General features: G+C 54.5%; 11 protein-coding genes. 2 read left to right on the forward strand and 9 right to left on the reverse strand.

All coding sequences use genetic code 11. The features are described 5' to 3' along the window. Positions 1–167: 167 nt before the first annotated feature. Entirely contained in the window at positions 168–1640 is a 1473-nt protein-coding gene (locus BLT38_RS03875; protein WP_083344002.1) for a sulfatase-like hydrolase/transferase, read from the reverse strand. Positions 1641–1716: 76 nt separating this feature from the next. Then, the gene (locus tag BLT38_RS03880; RefSeq protein WP_172838135.1) at positions 1717–4932 is read right to left on the reverse strand and encodes a TonB-dependent receptor; all 3216 of its coding nucleotides are present in this window, start codon (positions 4930–4932) and stop codon (positions 1717–1719) included. A gap of 315 nt (positions 4933–5247) precedes the next feature. On the opposite strand from BLT38_RS03880, the gene BLT38_RS03885 reads away from it, so the two are divergent. Further along, positions 5248–6558: a hypothetical protein gene (locus BLT38_RS03885; protein WP_083344004.1), complete on the forward strand. Its 1311-nt coding sequence runs from the start codon at positions 5248–5250 to the stop codon at positions 6556–6558. A gap of 73 nt (positions 6559–6631) precedes the next feature. Then, positions 6632–7423, forward strand: a complete 792-nt coding sequence (locus BLT38_RS03890) for a DeoR/GlpR family DNA-binding transcription regulator (protein ID WP_269456843.1) — start codon at positions 6632–6634, stop codon at positions 7421–7423. Here the strand turns inward: BLT38_RS03890 and BLT38_RS03895 are convergent. The 7 genes from BLT38_RS03895 to BLT38_RS03925 all read right to left on the reverse strand — a co-directional run bounded on the left by BLT38_RS03895 (position 7420) and on the right by BLT38_RS03925 (position 18217). Next, positions 7420–8370 (reverse strand): ROK family protein, encoded by a 951-nt coding sequence (locus BLT38_RS03895; RefSeq protein ID WP_083344006.1) that lies wholly within the window; start codon positions 8368–8370, stop codon positions 7420–7422. The two genes, BLT38_RS03890 and BLT38_RS03895, sit on opposite strands and share 4 nt — an antisense overlap. A gap of 4 nt (positions 8371–8374) precedes the next feature. After that, positions 8375–9379, reverse strand: coding sequence for an L-rhamnose/proton symporter RhaT (locus tag BLT38_RS03900; protein ID WP_083344007.1), 1005 nt, complete (start codon positions 9377–9379; stop codon positions 8375–8377). A gap of 15 nt (positions 9380–9394) precedes the next feature. Then, positions 9395–12280, reverse strand: a complete 2886-nt coding sequence (locus BLT38_RS03905; RefSeq protein WP_083344008.1) for a glycosyl hydrolase-related protein — start codon at positions 12278–12280, stop codon at positions 9395–9397. Between the two features lie 2 nt (positions 12281–12282). Then, positions 12283–14067: a class I mannose-6-phosphate isomerase gene (locus BLT38_RS03910; RefSeq protein WP_083344009.1), complete on the reverse strand. Its 1785-nt coding sequence runs from the start codon at positions 14065–14067 to the stop codon at positions 12283–12285. 324 nt (positions 14068–14391) lie between these two features. After that, entirely contained in the window at positions 14392–14907 is a 516-nt protein-coding gene (locus BLT38_RS03915) for a Dps family protein (protein WP_083344010.1), read from the reverse strand. 152 nt (positions 14908–15059) lie between these two features. Continuing rightward, positions 15060–16016 carry an MBL fold metallo-hydrolase gene (locus BLT38_RS03920; protein ID WP_083344011.1) on the reverse strand — a complete coding sequence of 319 codons (957 nt, stop codon included), beginning with the start codon at positions 16014–16016 and terminating at the stop codon, positions 15060–15062. 539 nt (positions 16017–16555) lie between these two features. Then, on the reverse strand, positions 16556–18217 hold the full coding sequence (locus tag BLT38_RS03925) for a TIGR03118 family protein (protein ID WP_083344012.1): 1662 nt from the start codon (positions 18215–18217) through the stop codon (positions 16556–16558). Positions 18218–18622: the final 405 nt, after the last annotated feature.

Here is an 18622-nt window from a genome sequence, read left to right on the forward strand (position 1 = left end):
GCGTGTACGTTACCGTTAGCTGACTATAGGAGGTGGTCGTCGCACGTGTCAAGAAGAAAGCAGGGGCTTCCCATATTTCCTACGGGCGTTATCTGAACATGGATTGAAGAAATCTTTGTTTCTAAAGGCGAAAAGGAACGCACCCCATGCGTTCCTTTTTTCGTTTCTCAATCACGACGGTTTTCTGGCTCCCATGCCCATGATGGCAATGGACCTTTTACGATTCTCGGAACGGCTCCCGGGGGGGTCGTAACACTGCATACGCGGCCTTGCATCTCTTGCCACGCTTTGATGACATCGTCCGGGAATGTTGGGATAAGCGACTTTAACTCTCCCTGCAATCGCGCGACCACATCGGGGTGCTTCTTCGCCACGTCGTACGCTTCTGTTGGATCCAGATCAAGGTTGTACAACTCCGGATGAGGTAGCAGATAGTTTGTTGTAGAGCCGGGCCGGTCATTGATGTAAATCTGGCCGTCCGACTGCGCTACCCGCAGCTTCCACGATCCCACGCGGATGCAGTGAATATTCGCGTTCCCCACGGTTGAGAAGTAGATCACTGGCTTCTCTGGAGCAGGCGCACCGTGCAGGAAGAGTGCACTCGAATCCACGCCATCCAGTGGCAATTTTGGCTTTTGTAGGCCGCACCACGCACTCAACGTAGGCAGCAGGTTCAAGTGATTCGACCACTCCTGACTTACTGCTCCCGATGGTACATGCCCTTTCCATCGCATTAGGAAGGGAACTCGTGAGCCGCCTTCGAATGTAGAGGCTTTACGACCGCGTACCAGCCCCGGATTGCCTTGAAACCACGGTCCATGATCACTGGTGAAGATCACCACGGTGTTGTCGAGTTGGCCGTTGGTCTTCAATGTGTTCATCAATTGGCCCACACTCCAGTCGATCTCTTCGATTGAGTCTCCGACATCGCCAAAGTTCGATTTGCCGCGAAACGCCTTCGATCCGCGTGCGGGATCATGCGGATAGGAATATGCAAGATAGAGGAAGAATGGGCTTTTGCCTGTTTGGTTTAGGAGCTTTACAGCCTCTTCTGTGTAACGCGGCGTCAACTCATCACGATCGGTATCGGCCTCCAGTGATGTGGTGCCTCGCACGAGGGGTAGCGGCTGCATGTCGTCGCTGTAGGGAACGCCATAGAAGCTGTCGAAGCCGCGATCTGTCGGCCAGTGCCCGGCGATATCTCCCAGATGCCACTTGCCGATGCAATGTGTCTTGTATCCGCCTGCGCGAAATAGGTCGGCCATGGTTTGTTCTTCGCGATCCATGCCTGCCTGTTTCGGGAACAATGCACCCTTGGTGTGGCTTCGCGTGGCATAACGTCCTGTCAGCAACGAGGCCCGTGATGCTGAGCAGATGGGATGACCCGAGTTATGCCGCATGCAACGCATGCCGTCTGCGGCGAGGCGGTCCAGATTCGGCGTCGGGATTTTTGACCCATAACATCCCAAATCGCCGTAGCCAAGATCGTCACAGATCATCAGCAGCACGTTGGGTCGCGCCTTCGGCTTTGTTGCCTGTGCGGCGGCTCCCAGCGTGGGGGAAACGGCAACAGCGGCCATCGCTGGCGACACTATCCCCGCGGCCATTGTTTTTAGAAACGTACGTCGATCGTTGCTCATGCATCCTCGAAAATTCGACAACAGGAAACGGTGCAGGCCCGCGCAAACTAGCACGGGCCCACGCACTCCTTTGTTATTAGAAGGTCAGCTTCGCGGCAAATTGGAACTGTCGCGCAGCGGAACCTGCAGCAGTCGATGTGGTTACGCCAAAGTTTCCGCTTCCAGTGGCTACGTAATTGCCAGATGCATCCGGTGTCGAAGCATAGCTGGTAATTGTGCCGCCGGGCAGAGCAAAGTTCGCCGTGTTGGAGATGTTGAAACACTCCGCACGAAACTGTAACGCAAGCGCCTCATGAAGAGGGATCGTCTTAAAGAGTGACAGGTCGGCGCGACGCTGATTCGGTCCATACACCACATTGCGACCCACGTTTCCAGCCGTGCCAATTGGCTGCCGTGCAAACGCTGCCGGATTGAGGAAACCGGTCAGGACATTGCGGCTGGACGAATACAGCGACACGCCCTTGACCCGGTTGGGACGATCGGAAGTCACTGTCGGCAGGTTGATGTAGGCTCGTCCATTCTGTGTCACGTTGCTGGTGATCGCAAGTGGAGTTCCCGTCTGCCAGAACACGAGTGCGTTCACCTGCCAGTTTCCAAGGAACATATTTGCTACTTTGCCGCCACGGAACGGAATGGCGTAATTCGCGGTGGCAGCAATGCGGTGACGCACATCCAGTGTGGAGTTGCCATAGTCATACGTGCTGATGAGTGCTGGCTGTAGACCGTATCCGCCATCGCCTTCAGTGCCCTGGTTATTGGTGTTGTCCATCGCGTGTGCCAAGGTATAGTTCGCGTTCAAAGTAAGACCGTGGCTCAGGCGTCGCTCGAAACTGGTTTGCAATGAGTGATACGCCGAGACTGCAAAACTGCCGAAATACTGGATGGTATTTACGTTCGGCAACTGTGTTGCGTATCGCAGTGCGGGCACGATGCTGCTGCCGCTTGGAGCAGGCAGGTCATAGTTGCCAATCTGTGCATTCAGATGCCGGCCAAGCTCACCCACGTAACCCACCGTAATGACATTGCCGCCCAGGTCTTTCTGGAGAAGCAGATTGAACTGCTCCACATAAGCGTTGCGATAGTTGTATGGTTTGGCCCACACCGCGCCAGACAACGCAGTCGTGGAGACTGTGCTGGGGAATGCCTGAACTCCTTGTGACACTGGTGTGGTGCTGGTCAACGTTCCTGTAGCGAATGCGTATGGCGGATTCTGCAGATAGAAAGCGTTCTGCACGTCGTTTGCGTAGAAGCTCATGCCGAAACCGCCGCGCAGCACGAGTGTGGGTCTTGCCGTGTAGGCGAAGCCAAATCGAGGGGATACATTCGAGTAGTTCGTGCGAATGCCGCCTGTGCTGTTTACCGTCAATGTTGCTGTGTTCAGATCCAGATTGCTGAAGTAGCCGTCCTTCTCGTTCGGTGCAGTGAAGATGTCATACCGCACGCCCATGTTGAACGTGAGATTCGGCAACGCACGCCAGTCGTCCTGCACGAATGCGCTTTCTTCCCACGTCCGTACATGCGGACGCCGCGTTAGACCCTGGCGCTGATAGTTGAATGGCTGACCGTGGAAGAAGTTGGTGAGCGTGGCAATCGGTGTCGATCCGTTAAAGCTGATGGCTGGTTTGCCGTAGTTCTGTTGCAGGTTGCTCACCTGTCGACGAATGAGCGCATCACCAAATTTGATGGTGTGATTGCCGCGTACCCAAGTGACATTGCCAGCGTACTGATACGCACCTTCGTTTAACAATATGGGAAGGAATGTGGCGTCGCCCAGTCCTGTCCATCCGCCACCCGGCGAAACGGGAGCCAAACCATCGCAGCCGATGCAGCCATTTGCGTTGGGAATGTTATACGCGCCGCCGGTATTCAGGTTCTGTCCAGCGTTCAACTGGTTTACGTGATCGCGGAACAGAGTATAGCCAGCTCGCAGTTCTAACAGAAGATTTGGCGTGAAGGCATGGGTATAACCCAACTGACCGTTGTGCGTCGTGATCTCTGAGAGTCCCGGATAGGTCCCAGCCTGTCCGCCTGGACCAATGTTTCCGACCGCGGGTAATTGGCCAGGCATGAACGTGTTCACCTTGTTGTAGCTGTATCGGCCAAACAGAGTATCGCCGTTGTGGAAGTGCTGGTCGATGCGCAGGTCACCAAGCGTTGTATTTTGCGTTCTTGCAGGGTTGTAGAGGTAGTTGTTGGTTGGCACGCTGGTGCCGGGGATGAAGCTGGTGCCTGCCTGATTCGGCTTTGGATACAGCTTGAAATAAGCCAGCGCCGTTGAATCCAGTCCTGTCACTACAGGGCCGCCTACGTCAGAAAGATCGCCAGGATGGTCAATCTGATAAGCCGTGGGCACTGTGGAGGTATACACGGTTCCAGTGGCATCCACTTGCCGAAACTCCTCTAGATCCGCGAAGAAGAATGTCCGATCCTTGAAGATGGGACCGCCTACACTGCCACCGAACTGGTTCTGTCGCAGCTCTGGCTTGCGCGGCAACACGTTGGTCCGAGCAAAGTAGTTGCGTGCGTCGGTCTTGTCGTTGCGGAAGAACTCATATACCGAGCCGTGAAATTTGTTCGTTCCGCTCTTCGTCAGGATGGTGATCGCTGCGCCCGCCGTACGTCCGACTTCTGCCGTGTAAGTGTTTGTGTCCACACGTACGGTTTGGATGGCTTCTACCGAGGGCCGCAGAAGGATCAATCCCTTGAAACGCTCGTTATTATCCAGGCCATCGATCAGGTTGTTGTTCACCAGCTCGTATTGACCGTTTGCGGAAACTGATGATGATTGCCGCCGGTCATCCGGTCGCGTTCCGCTTGTCAGTGAGTTCGGTGCGCCCGCGTTCACACCAGGAGCTACCTGTACCAGTCCATAGACGTTGCGCCCGTTCAGCGGCAGCTCAGCCACCGCTTTGCTGTCGATGGTCGAGCCTACGTTCGTGCTGTCGGTCTGTAGAGCGGAGGGCTGGGTGGTAACCTCTATCGTCTCGCTGCTGCCGCCCGTTGCCATGGCTGCATCGACGCGAGCGCGATCTCCAGCGACCAGATCCAGGGACGAGTTGCTGAAGGTCTTGAAGCCCTGCACCGTTACCGTGAGTTTGTAGTTGCCCGGCTGAAGATGGGTGAAGATGTACCCGCCATTGTCGCCGGACTTCGCCTCCTGTGCGGCGTGCGTCCCGGTGTTCTCAATGCGTACCGTCGCATTCGGGATCACGGCTCCCGTGGAGTCGGTTACGGTGCCAAGGATGTCGCCGGTGACGACCTGTCCTGCTGCGCTCAGGGCGGCGGCGGACATGAGACATACGGTTGATAGCGGGAGGTAGATACGACGTGCTAATGTCAGTGCCACTGCCATTCGGGTGGCTTGATTCACGATTCGGGATGAAATTGGTCTACGGGTCAACACAGCCTCCAAGGGGTAAAGAGTTACGTCTGCCGGAACTTCCATGAAGGAGTTGCGGATCTCACGACGGAAATACGTTCGTTTGCGAAGCGATATGAAGTCTTCGTGAACAGCATTGGGATGTGGAATGGGAAGAAGAGGAGAATTAAAGAAGTTCTCGGGGAAGAGCAGGGAAGTGTTTGTTATTAAGGGAGATAGCGGCCAAGTATGAGTGTCACAAGTGACGCCGTTTCCCCGGGAAAACTGCAGCCGGAGCAGAAAGAGGCCATGCTCAGGTTGGTTGGAAGCAGCACGTTTGCTTCAGCCCCTCGCCTGCGATCGGTTCTGGAGTATCTTCTGCAGATCATGGACGAGGGTTCCAGTGAAGATGTCACGGAGCAGACAATCGGGCAGGCGGTCTTCCACCGTCCGGCGGGTTACAACGCCAGCGAAGACAACATTGTGCGTGTCACGATCCGGCACCTGCGTACTCGCCTGGACGAGTTCTATGCGAGTGAAGGTGCGTCGGAGACTCTGGTTCTAATCATCCCGAAAGGGAAGTATGTCCCTTCATTCGTCCAGCGCGATGTGGTGGCTATTCCGCAACCTGTTGCTGAATCTTTATCCCTTCCAGACCAAGTAGCCTCTGCGCCGCCGCCTTCTACCGATGTGAGGATTCCTCATCGACCGAGCCGTATGGTTTGGACATTTGCGGCGAGTGTGATCCTCGCGTTCGCGATTGGCTTTGGCGTGCGCTCTCTCTACGTGCAGAGCACACCCACGCAGGGCATCCTAGGTGCTCTTCTCCATAAGGGTGATACCGTCACCGTTGTCGCCGTTGACGGAAACCTCCAGGCGTATCGCGGTATCTTCGGACATCAGATAACGCTGGACGACTATATCCATCGCATTTATTCCCTGCCTGAGGAAACGGACTCCAATCCTATCCTTACGGGCGCTCGTCATATGGCGACGAACTCAGACCAGACAAACATCTCCTCTGCGATCATCGGTGTCGCTATACAGAAAAGTCTCGTCCAGCAACGCGTATTGATTCGGCATCCACACGACCTCTCTGTTCGTAATTTCCAGGGACCAGGAACGGTCATTCTGCTTGGTGGTCCGTGGAGCGATCCCTGGGGCCAGCTTTTTGAGAGCCGCTTCAACTTCCGGCTGGTCCCGCAGGCAAAGAACCCGGCAACGCCGGACGTCCAAAATCTGCACCCAGCATCCGGCGAGTCGACACTCTATCACCCGCATCAGGATGGCGCGTTGACTGTCAATTACGTTCGCATTGCCATCATTCCCAATCTGGATGGCGCAGGCAATGTCATCCTTCTGAGTGCTACTAGCGCGGAGTCGCTAGAGGCCGCGGGAAGTTATCTGCTCTCTACTGATTCCAAAGAAGAGTTACTGCAGCACCTTGGTGTGCGTTCTGCTTCGGAGCTTCCCCCTTCAGAATTCCTTCTGGAGGTGAGTGGCCTTAACTCAGTGCCTGAGAGCCACCGCATTATCGCTTTCAGGTTAGTTCACTCGTAGTACTTACCCGACCAGCGCGCCTTGATTCTTTGTCGTACGGCTAGCTCTCTTTGGGTCTGTTATGCTCACCGAAATGCCAAGAACATCGGACAAACTGCTCATTCGCCAAGATAAGATACTGAAACTTCTCCATGCGAACCGATCTGTCACGGTGGAAGAGCTTTGCCGAAGCCTGGAAGCATCCCTCGCGACGGTTCGTCGCGATCTGGAGCAACTGGAAAGTCGCTCGCTTTTGAAACGAACGAGAGGCGGCGCTATTCCGATTGGCCCGTTATTCTATGAGCCTTTTCGGAATGACCAGTCCTTTCAGGACAAGATCAGCAGCTTCGCAGAGGAGAAGCGCCGTATCGCCGCCGCGGCCGCGCAGCTTGTTTCGCGCGGCCAGACGATCGTGTTGAGCGGTGGAACCACAACGACCGAAGTGGTGCGAAGCCTGAAGACGCTTAGTGGCATCACCATTGTGACTAATGCCGTCAATGTTGCTATGGAGCTAAGCAATCACAAGGACATTGACGTCATTCTTACGGGCGGCTATCTCCGCGGTAACTGGTTCACACTTGTTGGTCCGATTGCGAATCAGGGAAGTGAGATGATCTTCTCCGACATCATGATCCTTGGAGTAGATGGCATCGATGCAAAGCTCGGTCTGACCTGCACGAACGCTGCGGAGGCTGAGCTTCTTCGTCGCTTGGCGAGTCATGCGAAGCAGAAGGTTGTGGTGTGCGATCGATCCAAGCTCGGTAATGTGAGTCAGTGGAGTTTGTGTGACACAAAGGAAATCCAACACATCATTACTGACTCGGGTGCATCCGATGATGCTGTCGCTCCCTTTGAAAAGCTTGGGATTCGAGTCAGCCGCGTCTAGCGACCTCTGCTAAGTTCCTCAAGTAAAGGAATGGCTGCGTAGAGCGGTGATCGGTTGCCGAGTTGAGCCTGAACAATCTTCACGTCTCCGGCTGGCGCCCATGCATGTCGCTGCACGTAAGCGTGGATTGCGGGCAACACATCGCCAGCCCGCGTAGAAACGCCTCCTCCGAAGACCATCAATTCCGGGCCATAGGCATGGACGAGACCTACGGCACCGACGCTCCACACATGGATGCAGTGTTGCAAAAGTTGTTGCGCCAACTCATCTCCTGCATCACTGTGTCGGAAGACAGTTTCGAAATCGATTGTTGTTTCGCGCGACAAGGCGCTCAGGTGGAAATCTGCTCTCTCACGTGCGATGAGCGGCAATGCCCAACCGGAAGCTTCGGACTCCATGCATCCAATAGCGCCGCACGTGCATGGTCTTCCGTCCAGGCGGACTGGAATATGCCCACCCAAATTGCCGCCCTGTGGTGCCGCCGTCCGCATCAACTTGCCGTTCAACATCACGGCACAGCCGACGCCTGTCCCCAGGGTAAGCATCACGACATCTTTACTTTGTTGCGCCGACCCCGCTACAGCCTCTCCCAGCAGTGCCATCCGGGCATCATTTTCCACTGCGATCGGCAGACCGAAAGCCTCGTTGCACCATGCTTCCAGATTGATTGTCTGCGCATCCGGATACTTATCGTTTACAGATGCGATTTTCCTCGCATAGAAATCAACGAGGCTGGGGAGACTCAATGCAATTCCCATGCAGTCGCTGGGCAGTAGTGCCACTTCTTGAAGCAGGGAGAGAACGGTATTGCGTATATCCGGCAGTAGCGGTGCCAAACCTCTAGTGGCTTTTACGGGTATGTCGCGCGATGTCAGAAGGCTGTGCTCGCGAACAATCCCAATCGAGACATGTGAGCCGCCCAGATCGATTCCAATTGCGTGCCGCATTCCTCTACACCGCCTTTGAGAACAAAAGGACCGCCACAATAAGCATTATGATTCCTGCGATCTGTGTTCGCAGCGGGCGCGATCCTGATCCGGCCCACTCGCCCGCGAACCATCCCAGAAACGAAGCCATGATGACGACGATTGACATGAAAGCCGGCCATCCCAGCACCGCTCCCAAGCCACCAAGCATGGTGCTGGCAACGCCATAGAGTATGGTGCTTCCAAACCACAGCACTGCCATGATGACGGTCATGAGCCAATAACCACCGGTTCCTTGCGTTCGGAAGTTATCTGCAGTGCGGTTCCTACGCAGGCGAAATGCGCTGTAAAGAATATTTGGCAGCGCCCCGCCAAGCAAAAGGGGAAGCCAGATCGCTATGAGTGATCCCGGTTGGCTAGCGCCATGCCTTGTGGCCATACCTTTCAGCTCATCAGAAAATGAAAAGCCGATATTCATTGCGCTCGCACAGAGACCGCTGAGAATGGCGAGAGATAATCCGCGTGAGAAAGATTTGGTAGCAGACGTCTGATCGAGTGCGGTTTCACGCAAGACTCCGGCCCATCCGCACAGAACCATGCCTAACGTCAGCACGGCTAATCCCGCGAAAAGGTACCCTCCGGCACGTGTCGACAATAGCGCAGCGTGCAACGAAAGAAACGGAACCAACGCACCCATTGCAGCTGAGATGCCCAGCACCAGAGAGAACGTTAAGGCAATGCCTATCGCATCGACACTCAGGCCGAAGAACACTTGGGCGACGCCCCAGGCCATGCCGCTTAACGCAACAACAGCCAACCTACTTAAGGGAACTTCTAATAAGCCTGAAAGAACATGAGGCACATAACACAGTGCTGTTACGCAGGGTAAGACGACGAGCGCGACGACTGACCAGACAAACCAGATGTTCTCCCACCGCCAGTGTGGCATGCGTTTCATTGGCAGCGCGAAGCTGCCGTTCATCACGCCTGCAATCACTAAAAGCAAGCCGCCGTGCCACGCATCCTGCATCTTCGTTTTCCTGGCCTAGACGTTGCGTTCCACGCGAATGGTGACTAACTGCCAACCGTAGATCGGAATGGAGGCATCGACGGCTTGAACAGTCTCTTCAGAAAGATTGCTGATCCATGTCTTGCCTGCATGGGCTCTGTCCGCCCACGTAAGCGTTGCTTGTTGCTTCTCTCCCGAAGAACAAAAGAGTCGAACGATCCAGGCTTTACCGTCATCACTTGGCTTCAGGCTCTGTACCAGTACTTCTTGCGGTGATACATGCAGCATCGGCTCAGAGGCAGACGCCGATCCTGATGCAGGCGCGGCAATTAGCGGCTGTGTCAGCCCTGTAGCGAAACGCTCCGTTTCGCTGCTGCTATTGCCCCGATGTGGGCGCAATGCATAACGGAACGTGACAGGTCCCTGCTGATACGCACGATAGTTTGTGCCCCAGTGATTGTTCATAACCCACGAATAAAACGTCTGCGTGGCCTCAATATGTTTACGCCACACAGCCGGATTCTTTTGGGATCCAAGCATCGTTGCAGTGATGCCACCAACCTCGAGCAAAGGCGCGTCGAGGGTCGCCCAGGTCACACCACGCACCTGAGAACTCAAATCCACCCAACGCCCTACAGGCAACCAGTTTTTGCAACTCCCCGAAAGCTGGTCGACTTCTGGTTGCATCACTGCAAGCGGAACATCGAGGGTCATCTTTCCATCAGGCACCTGCATGGGAAAGCCGAACTGAATGCTTTCCTTGCTGCCACGCTGAGCGAACTCACCACCTTGACCACCCTTGCCGGGATTCGGGTTCAACGCAGCGCGCTGTTTGTCTACAGTATTCTCCAGCGCAACGAAATCCATTCCAGCGACCAATCGAACACGCCGGGTGAGTCCGTTGCATGACGGAGCTGTTGTGCGAATGAGAACTGTCGCAACGAGAGGGCCAGGGTCTTCCACTGTGATCGTGGCTTTTCCGCTATGACCCAAACGCTCCGTGTCGTTGCCAGCCATGAAGAGGAACTGATTTGCAGCACCATTCTTTGTGTCAACGAGGTTTGCGGCATCGCCATGCTGCATGAGTTCTACGATGTCGCCTGTGTCTGGATGCAATTTCACACGCAGCTTCTCGTTTTCCAGCACATCTCCGCGCACGCTTACGGCATGGGCAGGTCGAGCAGGCTTCTTGCTGGATAAGCGGAAGCGCCGCTTGGTGTACGGAGCGATGCTTTCAACCCAGAGCGCTAATTCACCGGAAGCAAGACGTTGCGATGGCACTGCTTGACCATGCGCGTTCTCTACGTGATCTCCAGCGTGGGATTGCTCTTTTGTAAGCAACACTACTTCTGATCGAGACCATGAAGTGGCGTTGTATACATCGACTTCTGCGGCACTCGTTGTTGTGGATCCACTTCCGAGTGCGTCCGCCAGAAGCGTATCTGCATCTTTCGCGGCATCTACTGCGAAGGCTCGTTTCACGGCCCACTGCTTCAACGTGAACGGATTCTCAGAGTCGGACACGCTGCAGTAAGCACCCCAAGTGTGTTCTGAGTAGAGCAACACGTTGCGCCATGCTTCGTTGTACTTGTCGGGCGCATACGATTCTGGATGAAATGCTGCGGCCAACGCTGCGGCCTGCGTGATGCGTTCTGCCGCGTTGCGGCTCATCGCCGTCTCTAATGCAGACGACGCCGCACCATCTTCCCAATAGGGTGTTAAATCGCCGCGGTGCTCAGGTAGTTTGTCGCCATAGGCCTTCTCAAAAGCAGAGAAGGCTGTCTCCGTGGAAGAGATGTGGAACTTCGGCCACTCATACGTTTCGTTCCAACGCTTGATCCAGGGGCTCAGCTCCGGATCAGGTACAGCATTGTCACCATGACCAGACCAGCGAATGCACGAGATGTCATAGGGAAAGCCCACTTCATCCATGCGGTCCTGATACTTGTCGACCCACTCGTCGCCCAGCTTCATCACATGCGACATGGCATAGCCGGTCCACGGAACCCAGAACAGAATCCGCTCTTTGCCTGAAGGCGACACCCACCAAAATGGCTTGTCCTGCCACTCCACCATGAAGGTGCCAATGCGATCGAAGTAGTTGGGCGCTGCGGAGAAGTATCGGATACCTGCTTGTGCCATCGCCGTGACGGTGCCCCATGAGAAGCCAGGAACGTCGCTCATCATCGCGCTGCGCACGGGCACACCGCATGCTTTGCCAAGTTGCGTGCCAAAGCGAAACAACTCAACCAGCTCTTCTGGTCTGCACAAGCCAGTCAGCTCATTTGCGTACGATCCGTTGAGAGCGATCCACCCTTTCTTAATTGCGTCGATGAGAGCGGTACGATCACTCGCAGACCGGCGCTTCATAAATAAATCGGCGCCCCAAAGCACTTCGAGATTCCAGACGAAGCGAGAGCCTTCGGGGTACTCCGATGTCTTCCGTGCAAGCTCGATTCCTTGCACGATGTTATTGATCTGCTTTTCCTCAACGGCAGCCTGGAGATCCGTATAGCCCAGATCATGGTGCGAGTGTGGCAACACATACACCTTCATCTGACGAACAGGCTTCCGCTCGATCTCAGCGGCATGCTCCACACCGTCGATAGTTAATGAGACTCGGGTGCGTTGCGGCTTACTTACGGGTTCGACGAAGATCTCGAACGCCTGATCAGCACTCGCAAGCTTGCGACGGTCATGCTCTTCGCCGTCAATCTTCACTACAACTTCCGCACCCGCGCGTGCTGACGGAAGGGTAATGCGAACAGGCTGCATAAGCTTGCTGTTCTTACGAACGTAACCACGGATCGGCACAGCGATTGGCGGAGCGCTTTGTTCCAGCCCACGAGCCCATCCTTGCTGAGTTATCAGAGCGCTGCCCATCGCTGCCGTGAAGCCCTTCAACACATCACGTCGTTGCATCCCTATCTCTCCTTCACTCGCGATTGCTGTATGTCGTTACGCTCTCGGTCGGTACGCACATAAGCCTGTATTGTTGCCAGAGGTTTGTCGGTCTCCTGAAGTGGTCGCAGGGTGTATTCGCCTGCCGCGGCAGGAACGATGAAGGTTTCGCCGTAGTGCACGATCATCGGATCGAATGCTCCCGTCGGACTTTCCACGATCGCAGAATCGCCTTCGACAAGGTTCAGTACATGAAGATTGTTCCGCGTGTTGTGGGTGACGGGTTTGGTGAACCAATGCCGCCGTGTCTCGAGGAATTCCAGGGAATGAAGTCCCGTCCGTTCCTCCCGCCAGCCGTCACCTTCGGATATCTTCTGCGCAGGTTGCAGAAGTTCATCATTGACCCACTGCGTATCACGATTCCACTGGATATTCGCTAGCCCATGACGCAGATGAACTGGCCGTGGCTTTCCGTCGAGCCCGAGCCTCCCCCAGTCCCACAGCTTGAACGTGAAGATGTAGGGCGTGGCTGAAATCTCGAGTACAACATTGTCACGCCCAGAACAGTGGACTGTTCCGGCTGGAATCGAAAAGTGATCATGACGATGTGTTGGAATAACGTTTACCCACTGTTCTGCTTCCAGTGGCCTCTCGCCATCGTTCGCATCTTGTAGAGCGTGCGCAAATTCGTCACGGTCAACGCCCGTTCGCAGACCAAGAAACATGTGTGATCCTGGCTTACTCTCGAAGATGTAATAACTTTCATCCTGCGTGTAACTCATCCCAAAGTGCTCACGAATGTATTCGCGCAATGGATGCACCTGCAAGGAGAGATTGCCGCCGTCGACCGTATCAAGGAAGTCGAATCGGATAGGGAACTCAGCTCCAAATTCGTTGAAAACAACTGGTCCCAACAGTCCTTCTGGTTCCTCTGCGACCACGATTTGCGCTGGCACGCTGAGATGTTGTCCGCCGAAGTTCAGAAGAACGCTATTCTCCTCCGGAACGCAGTCGAAGCCCCAGGCATAGTTCTTGGGGCCTGCTGGCAGACCGAACTTCTCGCGCATCCATTGGCCACCCCATGGCCCCGGATCAAAAAACGGCACCACACGAAATGGCCTCCGAACGATGTCTTTCATCGCCTTACGCAACACATCACCACTCACCATGCGAGGCGTAGACGGATCATCGAGATCAACGAACCAGTCCATCGCAGCAAAGATTTCATGCCGCAGTGCATCACCAGCTCGCCAGTCAAGGAAGAACGCATTCTTGTAGAGCAGGCCAGGTGAGTCCGTTGCATTTTTAAAGCCAAGGTTGCCAACCTGATGAGCACGCTGCCGTGCCTGAAGCACCCAACGAGTGGTACTGAGATAGACCAGCAGATCACTTTTTGCCGCGACGCGCGAAGCTCCAGGACCGATGATGACAACCGGGCCCAGGTGATTGTCCACCCGTGCCTGAGCTTCCCGTAGCTTCGCTTCATCGAAGTAGGCATCAATCGTCCACGGACGCATGTATGCAAAGACTGGATCTTCTCCAAGAGTCTGAGCAAACTTCTCCCGCAACTTGTCGGGATGAAGAAATACTTCTTCGCTTCGTACGACGAGAGCCTGCGGGATAGCTTCGTGCAACGCTCGCAGAAGTTCATCCGCAATCACCCCGGGATAGCACTCGAGAACAATTGTGCTTTTAGCGGCAGACGTTGCAGACGCGAGCTTACTGACAACATCCGCGACTCCTTGCACGCATGAGCCAAGGGGCGCGTCGATATCGATCGTTGGGTTGAGTTCGTAGAAAGTTCTCATCCGCCCTCAGAGTCGTTCTATTGCCTCGTAAGCATCTCATATATGAGTGAAATACGCTATTTCGATCTAATGTTTTGCGTAAGCGATCATTTGCGCAAATGGGAAATGAGGACGAGGGTAAAACGGAATCAATGATGGTTTCGCAAGGGTAGATTTGGGAATTCGCATCGGTGAAATCCAGAGCGAATGCCTTGAGAGAAGTTCCGTTTCTTTCAGGAAAGATCAGAGAAGTTCTGATTCTCTTCGGGGTGAGAAGGGCGCAGAAAATGGCCTGGACTATCTTATGAACGAGTCCAGGCCATACCGATCATCAATCTTCTTAAATTAGTCGCGTGTTGCTTCGAACAGGAACCAGCTACGGCGTTGAGATTGATCAATCCAATTTTCTAGAAGGCTTGCAGTAGCGACATCACCAGCATCGTCACATAGCGCATGTACCGCTCGCATCGATAGAGTGAAGGCTTTCTCATCCTCATGCAATTCGCTCAGCATGTCTTTGGGCGTTACGAAGTCCGCATCGTTGTCCGGAATGCGGGCCAGGCGCGCAATGTGGCCGATTGATCGGATCGTCGTCCCTCCGAGTTTTCTGACACGCTCAGCAACGTCGTCTGTCATTGCAAAGATCTGATCACCATGATCGTCAAGCAGCAGATGGTAGTCACGGAAGTGCGGGCCACTCATATGCCAATGAAAATTCTTCGTCTTGAGATAGAGGCTGAAGGTATCAGCGAGAAGCGCGTTTAGTGCTCCGGTGATCTGTTTAACAGATTCGTGATCAATGTCCGAAGGTGTTTTTAACGGAGAGATTTGACGGTCTACAAGATCGCTTTTCTTTGACATTGGGTTCCTCGCAATATGGGGCCAGAAAATCTCTGGCCTCACAGCATCTTAAATAATTTGTTTGCAAACAGAATGATTCCGTCTCTCACGACTTGCCGTCTGAATGAGATGGCTCGCAGGTGCCTCAAATTCGATGTTGAGGCGGTTGAGTCTTAGACTCCGGCGTACACGAGTGTTGTGAAGAAGGACGGAGTGATCAGGAATTGTCCGAACTTCGCATCGTATGCCGCCGTTGGTTTTGCAGCTATTGTTTCCTGAAGAGAGCGGCCTTCTTTCTTCAGTTTTGCCACATTGTTCCTGATAGTCACGAGCATGGTGTGAAACTCTACAAGCCCAGCTTTATTGCCAATTGGGCCATGTCCTGGGACGACGATCATCTTGTCTGTCGCAGTCGCTACATTCCTTTCGGCAGCGCGGATCATTCCATCGATGCTGCCGCCGGTCGAATAGTCGATGAACGGGTAGATGCCATTCCACCACGTGTCTCCTACGTGAATGACGTCCGCCTGCTCAAAGACCACAGAGACATCACTGTCAGTATGAGCAGGCCCATAGTACTTCAGCGCGATATTGGTGCCATTGTGATGTTCGCTACGCTCAGTGCTGAATGTAGTTGTAGGAAGAGCGCCCGCGGGTGCCGGAGGAAAGGTCCACTGCCATCCCTCGACTCGTGTGGCAGTAGCTAAATGCTTCTTGGTATTTACGTGAGCGGTGATCTCAGCTCCAGCGGAATGCACCCAGTCATTGCCGTCCGTGTGGTCCGTGTGCCAATGCGTATTGATTAAGCGTGTGATGGGATCGGGGCTCAGGCTCTTGAGAGCTGCTGCAATGCGCTGTTTCGAAACAGTGAATCCAGAATCGATCAGAAGCTTTCCGTCCTTCCCCGTAAGAACTGCTATATTCCCACCCGAGCCTTCCAGAACGCTAATGTTTCCGCGGAGGGCGTGGACCTTGATCTCGGCCTTAGCGGCTTCCTCGATCATCGTCGGCACGATGCCTTTCTTCTGAGCGAAGACAAGGTGCGGTGCGAAGGCTGTAGCTGCTATGCCCGTTCCAGTTGAAGCAAGGAAGCGGCGCCGTGAGATGAGTAATCGCCTTTGATTGTTCATTGTTTTCTCTCTCAGATGATTTGTTGACGCTATTCCACGATGACAATCTTGTTAAGAAACCACGTTATTGCTTGGTCTCGTCTATACAGCTTTTGAGGGGCGTAGCCGCGACATCCGTCTTGGGAAGAACGGACTTCATGTGCAGAACGCAGGAATATCGCGGGAAGTTTAAGCGACCATCTCGATGTACGTGATCTGCTGTTTGTTATCGAGAAGCCTTTGATTGTGCACGCTACTGCTAATAGACCAAAGACCTCATATCTGTCATCACAAAAGTTATTCGCTGGAGTGCCGAATCCTTGAGGGATGCGAGCTGCTCTATCATTCGCGATGACCAGGATGCACACGCGCCGGTGCGAGTTTTGTTTAGTAGCCCGTCGGCCGATATTTCGCGACGAAAACTCCCCGCATCGTTATAAAGAGCGATCCCGGCCCAAGCGAATTTCGCTCTGGAGCCGGGATCGCTATCTTGACTGAAGTGTTCTCTTGAAATGAAGAGCGTTCAAGAGCCTGTAATTTAATTCATCCACGACTCAGAATTACTTCACGGTGAGTGCCACCGATGTCTGCTGTGTCACCGAGCCCGCTGTGGCAGCGATGGTGATGTTGGATGTTCCCGCTGGAGTTACCGGCGCTGGCGTCGGCGTTGTGCTCATTTGCGGTGAACTTCCGCTGGAACAGCCTCCGGCTGCTAGTCCGGACAACAACACCACGACCGTCAGCGCAGCAAGGCGCGATGCATTTGTGAGGCGGAGACGCTTGCTGATACCTAGCAGTGATGCGAACGGTAGAAGGAATGCGGCGAAGATTCCTGCGACTACAGGTTGCATCCCGCGTCTTTGTAGCGGCTGAAGAGCAGCAGTTTTGGTGTTGGTGGTGATGGTCGCAGTGACGATGGACGGAACCGTTGACGACACGCTGGCTTGCGATGGTGAGAAGCTGCAGGTGGCATTGGCGGGAAGGCCGGAGCAGGCCAGCGATACGTTGCCCGAGAAACCGTTCACGGATGCCAGACTGAGTTGAACCTGCGCAGTGCTACCAGCGGTTACCGTCGCAGACGGCGAAGCGGAACTGAAACCGAAGGTTGGTGTGGCGCCTGCGGTCGTTGCATTCGTAATCGTTGCGAACAGGCCGTGCTGTTCCTGATCAAGACCAGCAGTGAAGTAGACCGTGCTGGTGTCCCCACCCGCCACTGCAGTTGTACCGGTTACGGAAGTTCCGCCCGTCAATAGTTCCCAAAGGCTGGCGTACTTTAGGGCTTTACCGGTGCTGTCAATCAATTGTCCCTGGTATGCGAAGGTCTTCGGATCAAAGACGTTGATGATGCCGTCGCCGAAATTACCGATCAGCAAATCATTCGAAAAGATGCCGAAGTTTGCTGGCGCGTACGCGATTCCCCATGGAGCATTCAGGTTCCCGCCGGTTGCGACGCGACTTACAAAGTTGCCGGAGGTATCGAATACGCTGACTGCACCGTTGCCCGCTCCGTTGACGCTCAGATATGGTGCGCTGGCGGAGCGAAGTGCGTAGTTCACAAACACCTGCGTTCCGAGAACGTGGACAGAGAATGGAGCATATCCCGCTGGCAACGTGGGATCAACGAAATTACCTGCAAGCTTGGTCGGTGCGAATGTGCTGTCGTAGACCTCGATGGCGTTGCCGGTCCCGAAGTTTGCGGCAAGGATATAGCTCTTGCTGGTGACGCCACCGGAAGCAATATTCAGAATGGCGAGTCCTGGATAGGACGCACCGGCTGCGTTGTTGTTGATGGCGACCGTTGAAATTGCATTCGCCGTGCCCAGCTTCGAATTCCAACCAGAGATGGTGCCATCGAGAGTTGAAAAGAGGAAGCTGGCCTTGGTGCCGTTTGCCAACAACATACCAACTGCTCCACCCGTTGTGACAGAACCCGCAGGCAACCCTGGAGCGGTGTTCGGAGCAGCAGCGGAAGGCACAATCACCTTGAACGAAACAGTCCCCGCTGGTGGAACAACGTAGTTGTATCCGGTGTTCGCAGCGCTAATCCAGAACGTTCCGCTTGCACTAATGGCCCAGGGATTCTTGAAGTTGGGATCAGTATTGGTGGCCGTGACGGAACCGTCCGACAAGAGATTTGTAACTTTATAGGACTGACCGGCGATTGGAAGTGTGGCGGCAAGAATAGCGGCGGTGTGCAGCAAAAACTTTCGGATCATTTGCATGGAGACACCTTTTCGTTCGCATATAGCGACCAGAGAAAGGTAGGCCCGCACACGGCGCGAAGTGTCGCTATCGTGTCACACATACGTCATTTGAGCGTCATGTCATTGCAGGGAAGCAGGAACACGAGTCAGTTTATGTGCGCGAGGACTGACAGAATTGCCAGTCCTCGCACATCTGCTAGAAGCTGTAGCGGAGGCTTGCCTGCATAGAACGCTGGCCGGTTTTGCTGGTCAAAGGTGGAACTGGTGGGGTTAACGTCAGGAGCGGACCGGTCTCGAGTGGCGGCATGATTGGATTGTCGAACCCAATCTATTTCAACTTTCATCCGCAGTTCTAATCTCGGAGCTTACGGCACTCCTCATGTTATCTATTCTCAAGAGGCCAGCTTTGAATTGGCCTCTTTC

The organism is Terriglobus roseus, assembly GCF_900102185.1.
Taxonomy (GTDB): domain Bacteria; phylum Acidobacteriota; class Terriglobia; order Terriglobales; family Acidobacteriaceae; genus Terriglobus; species Terriglobus roseus_A.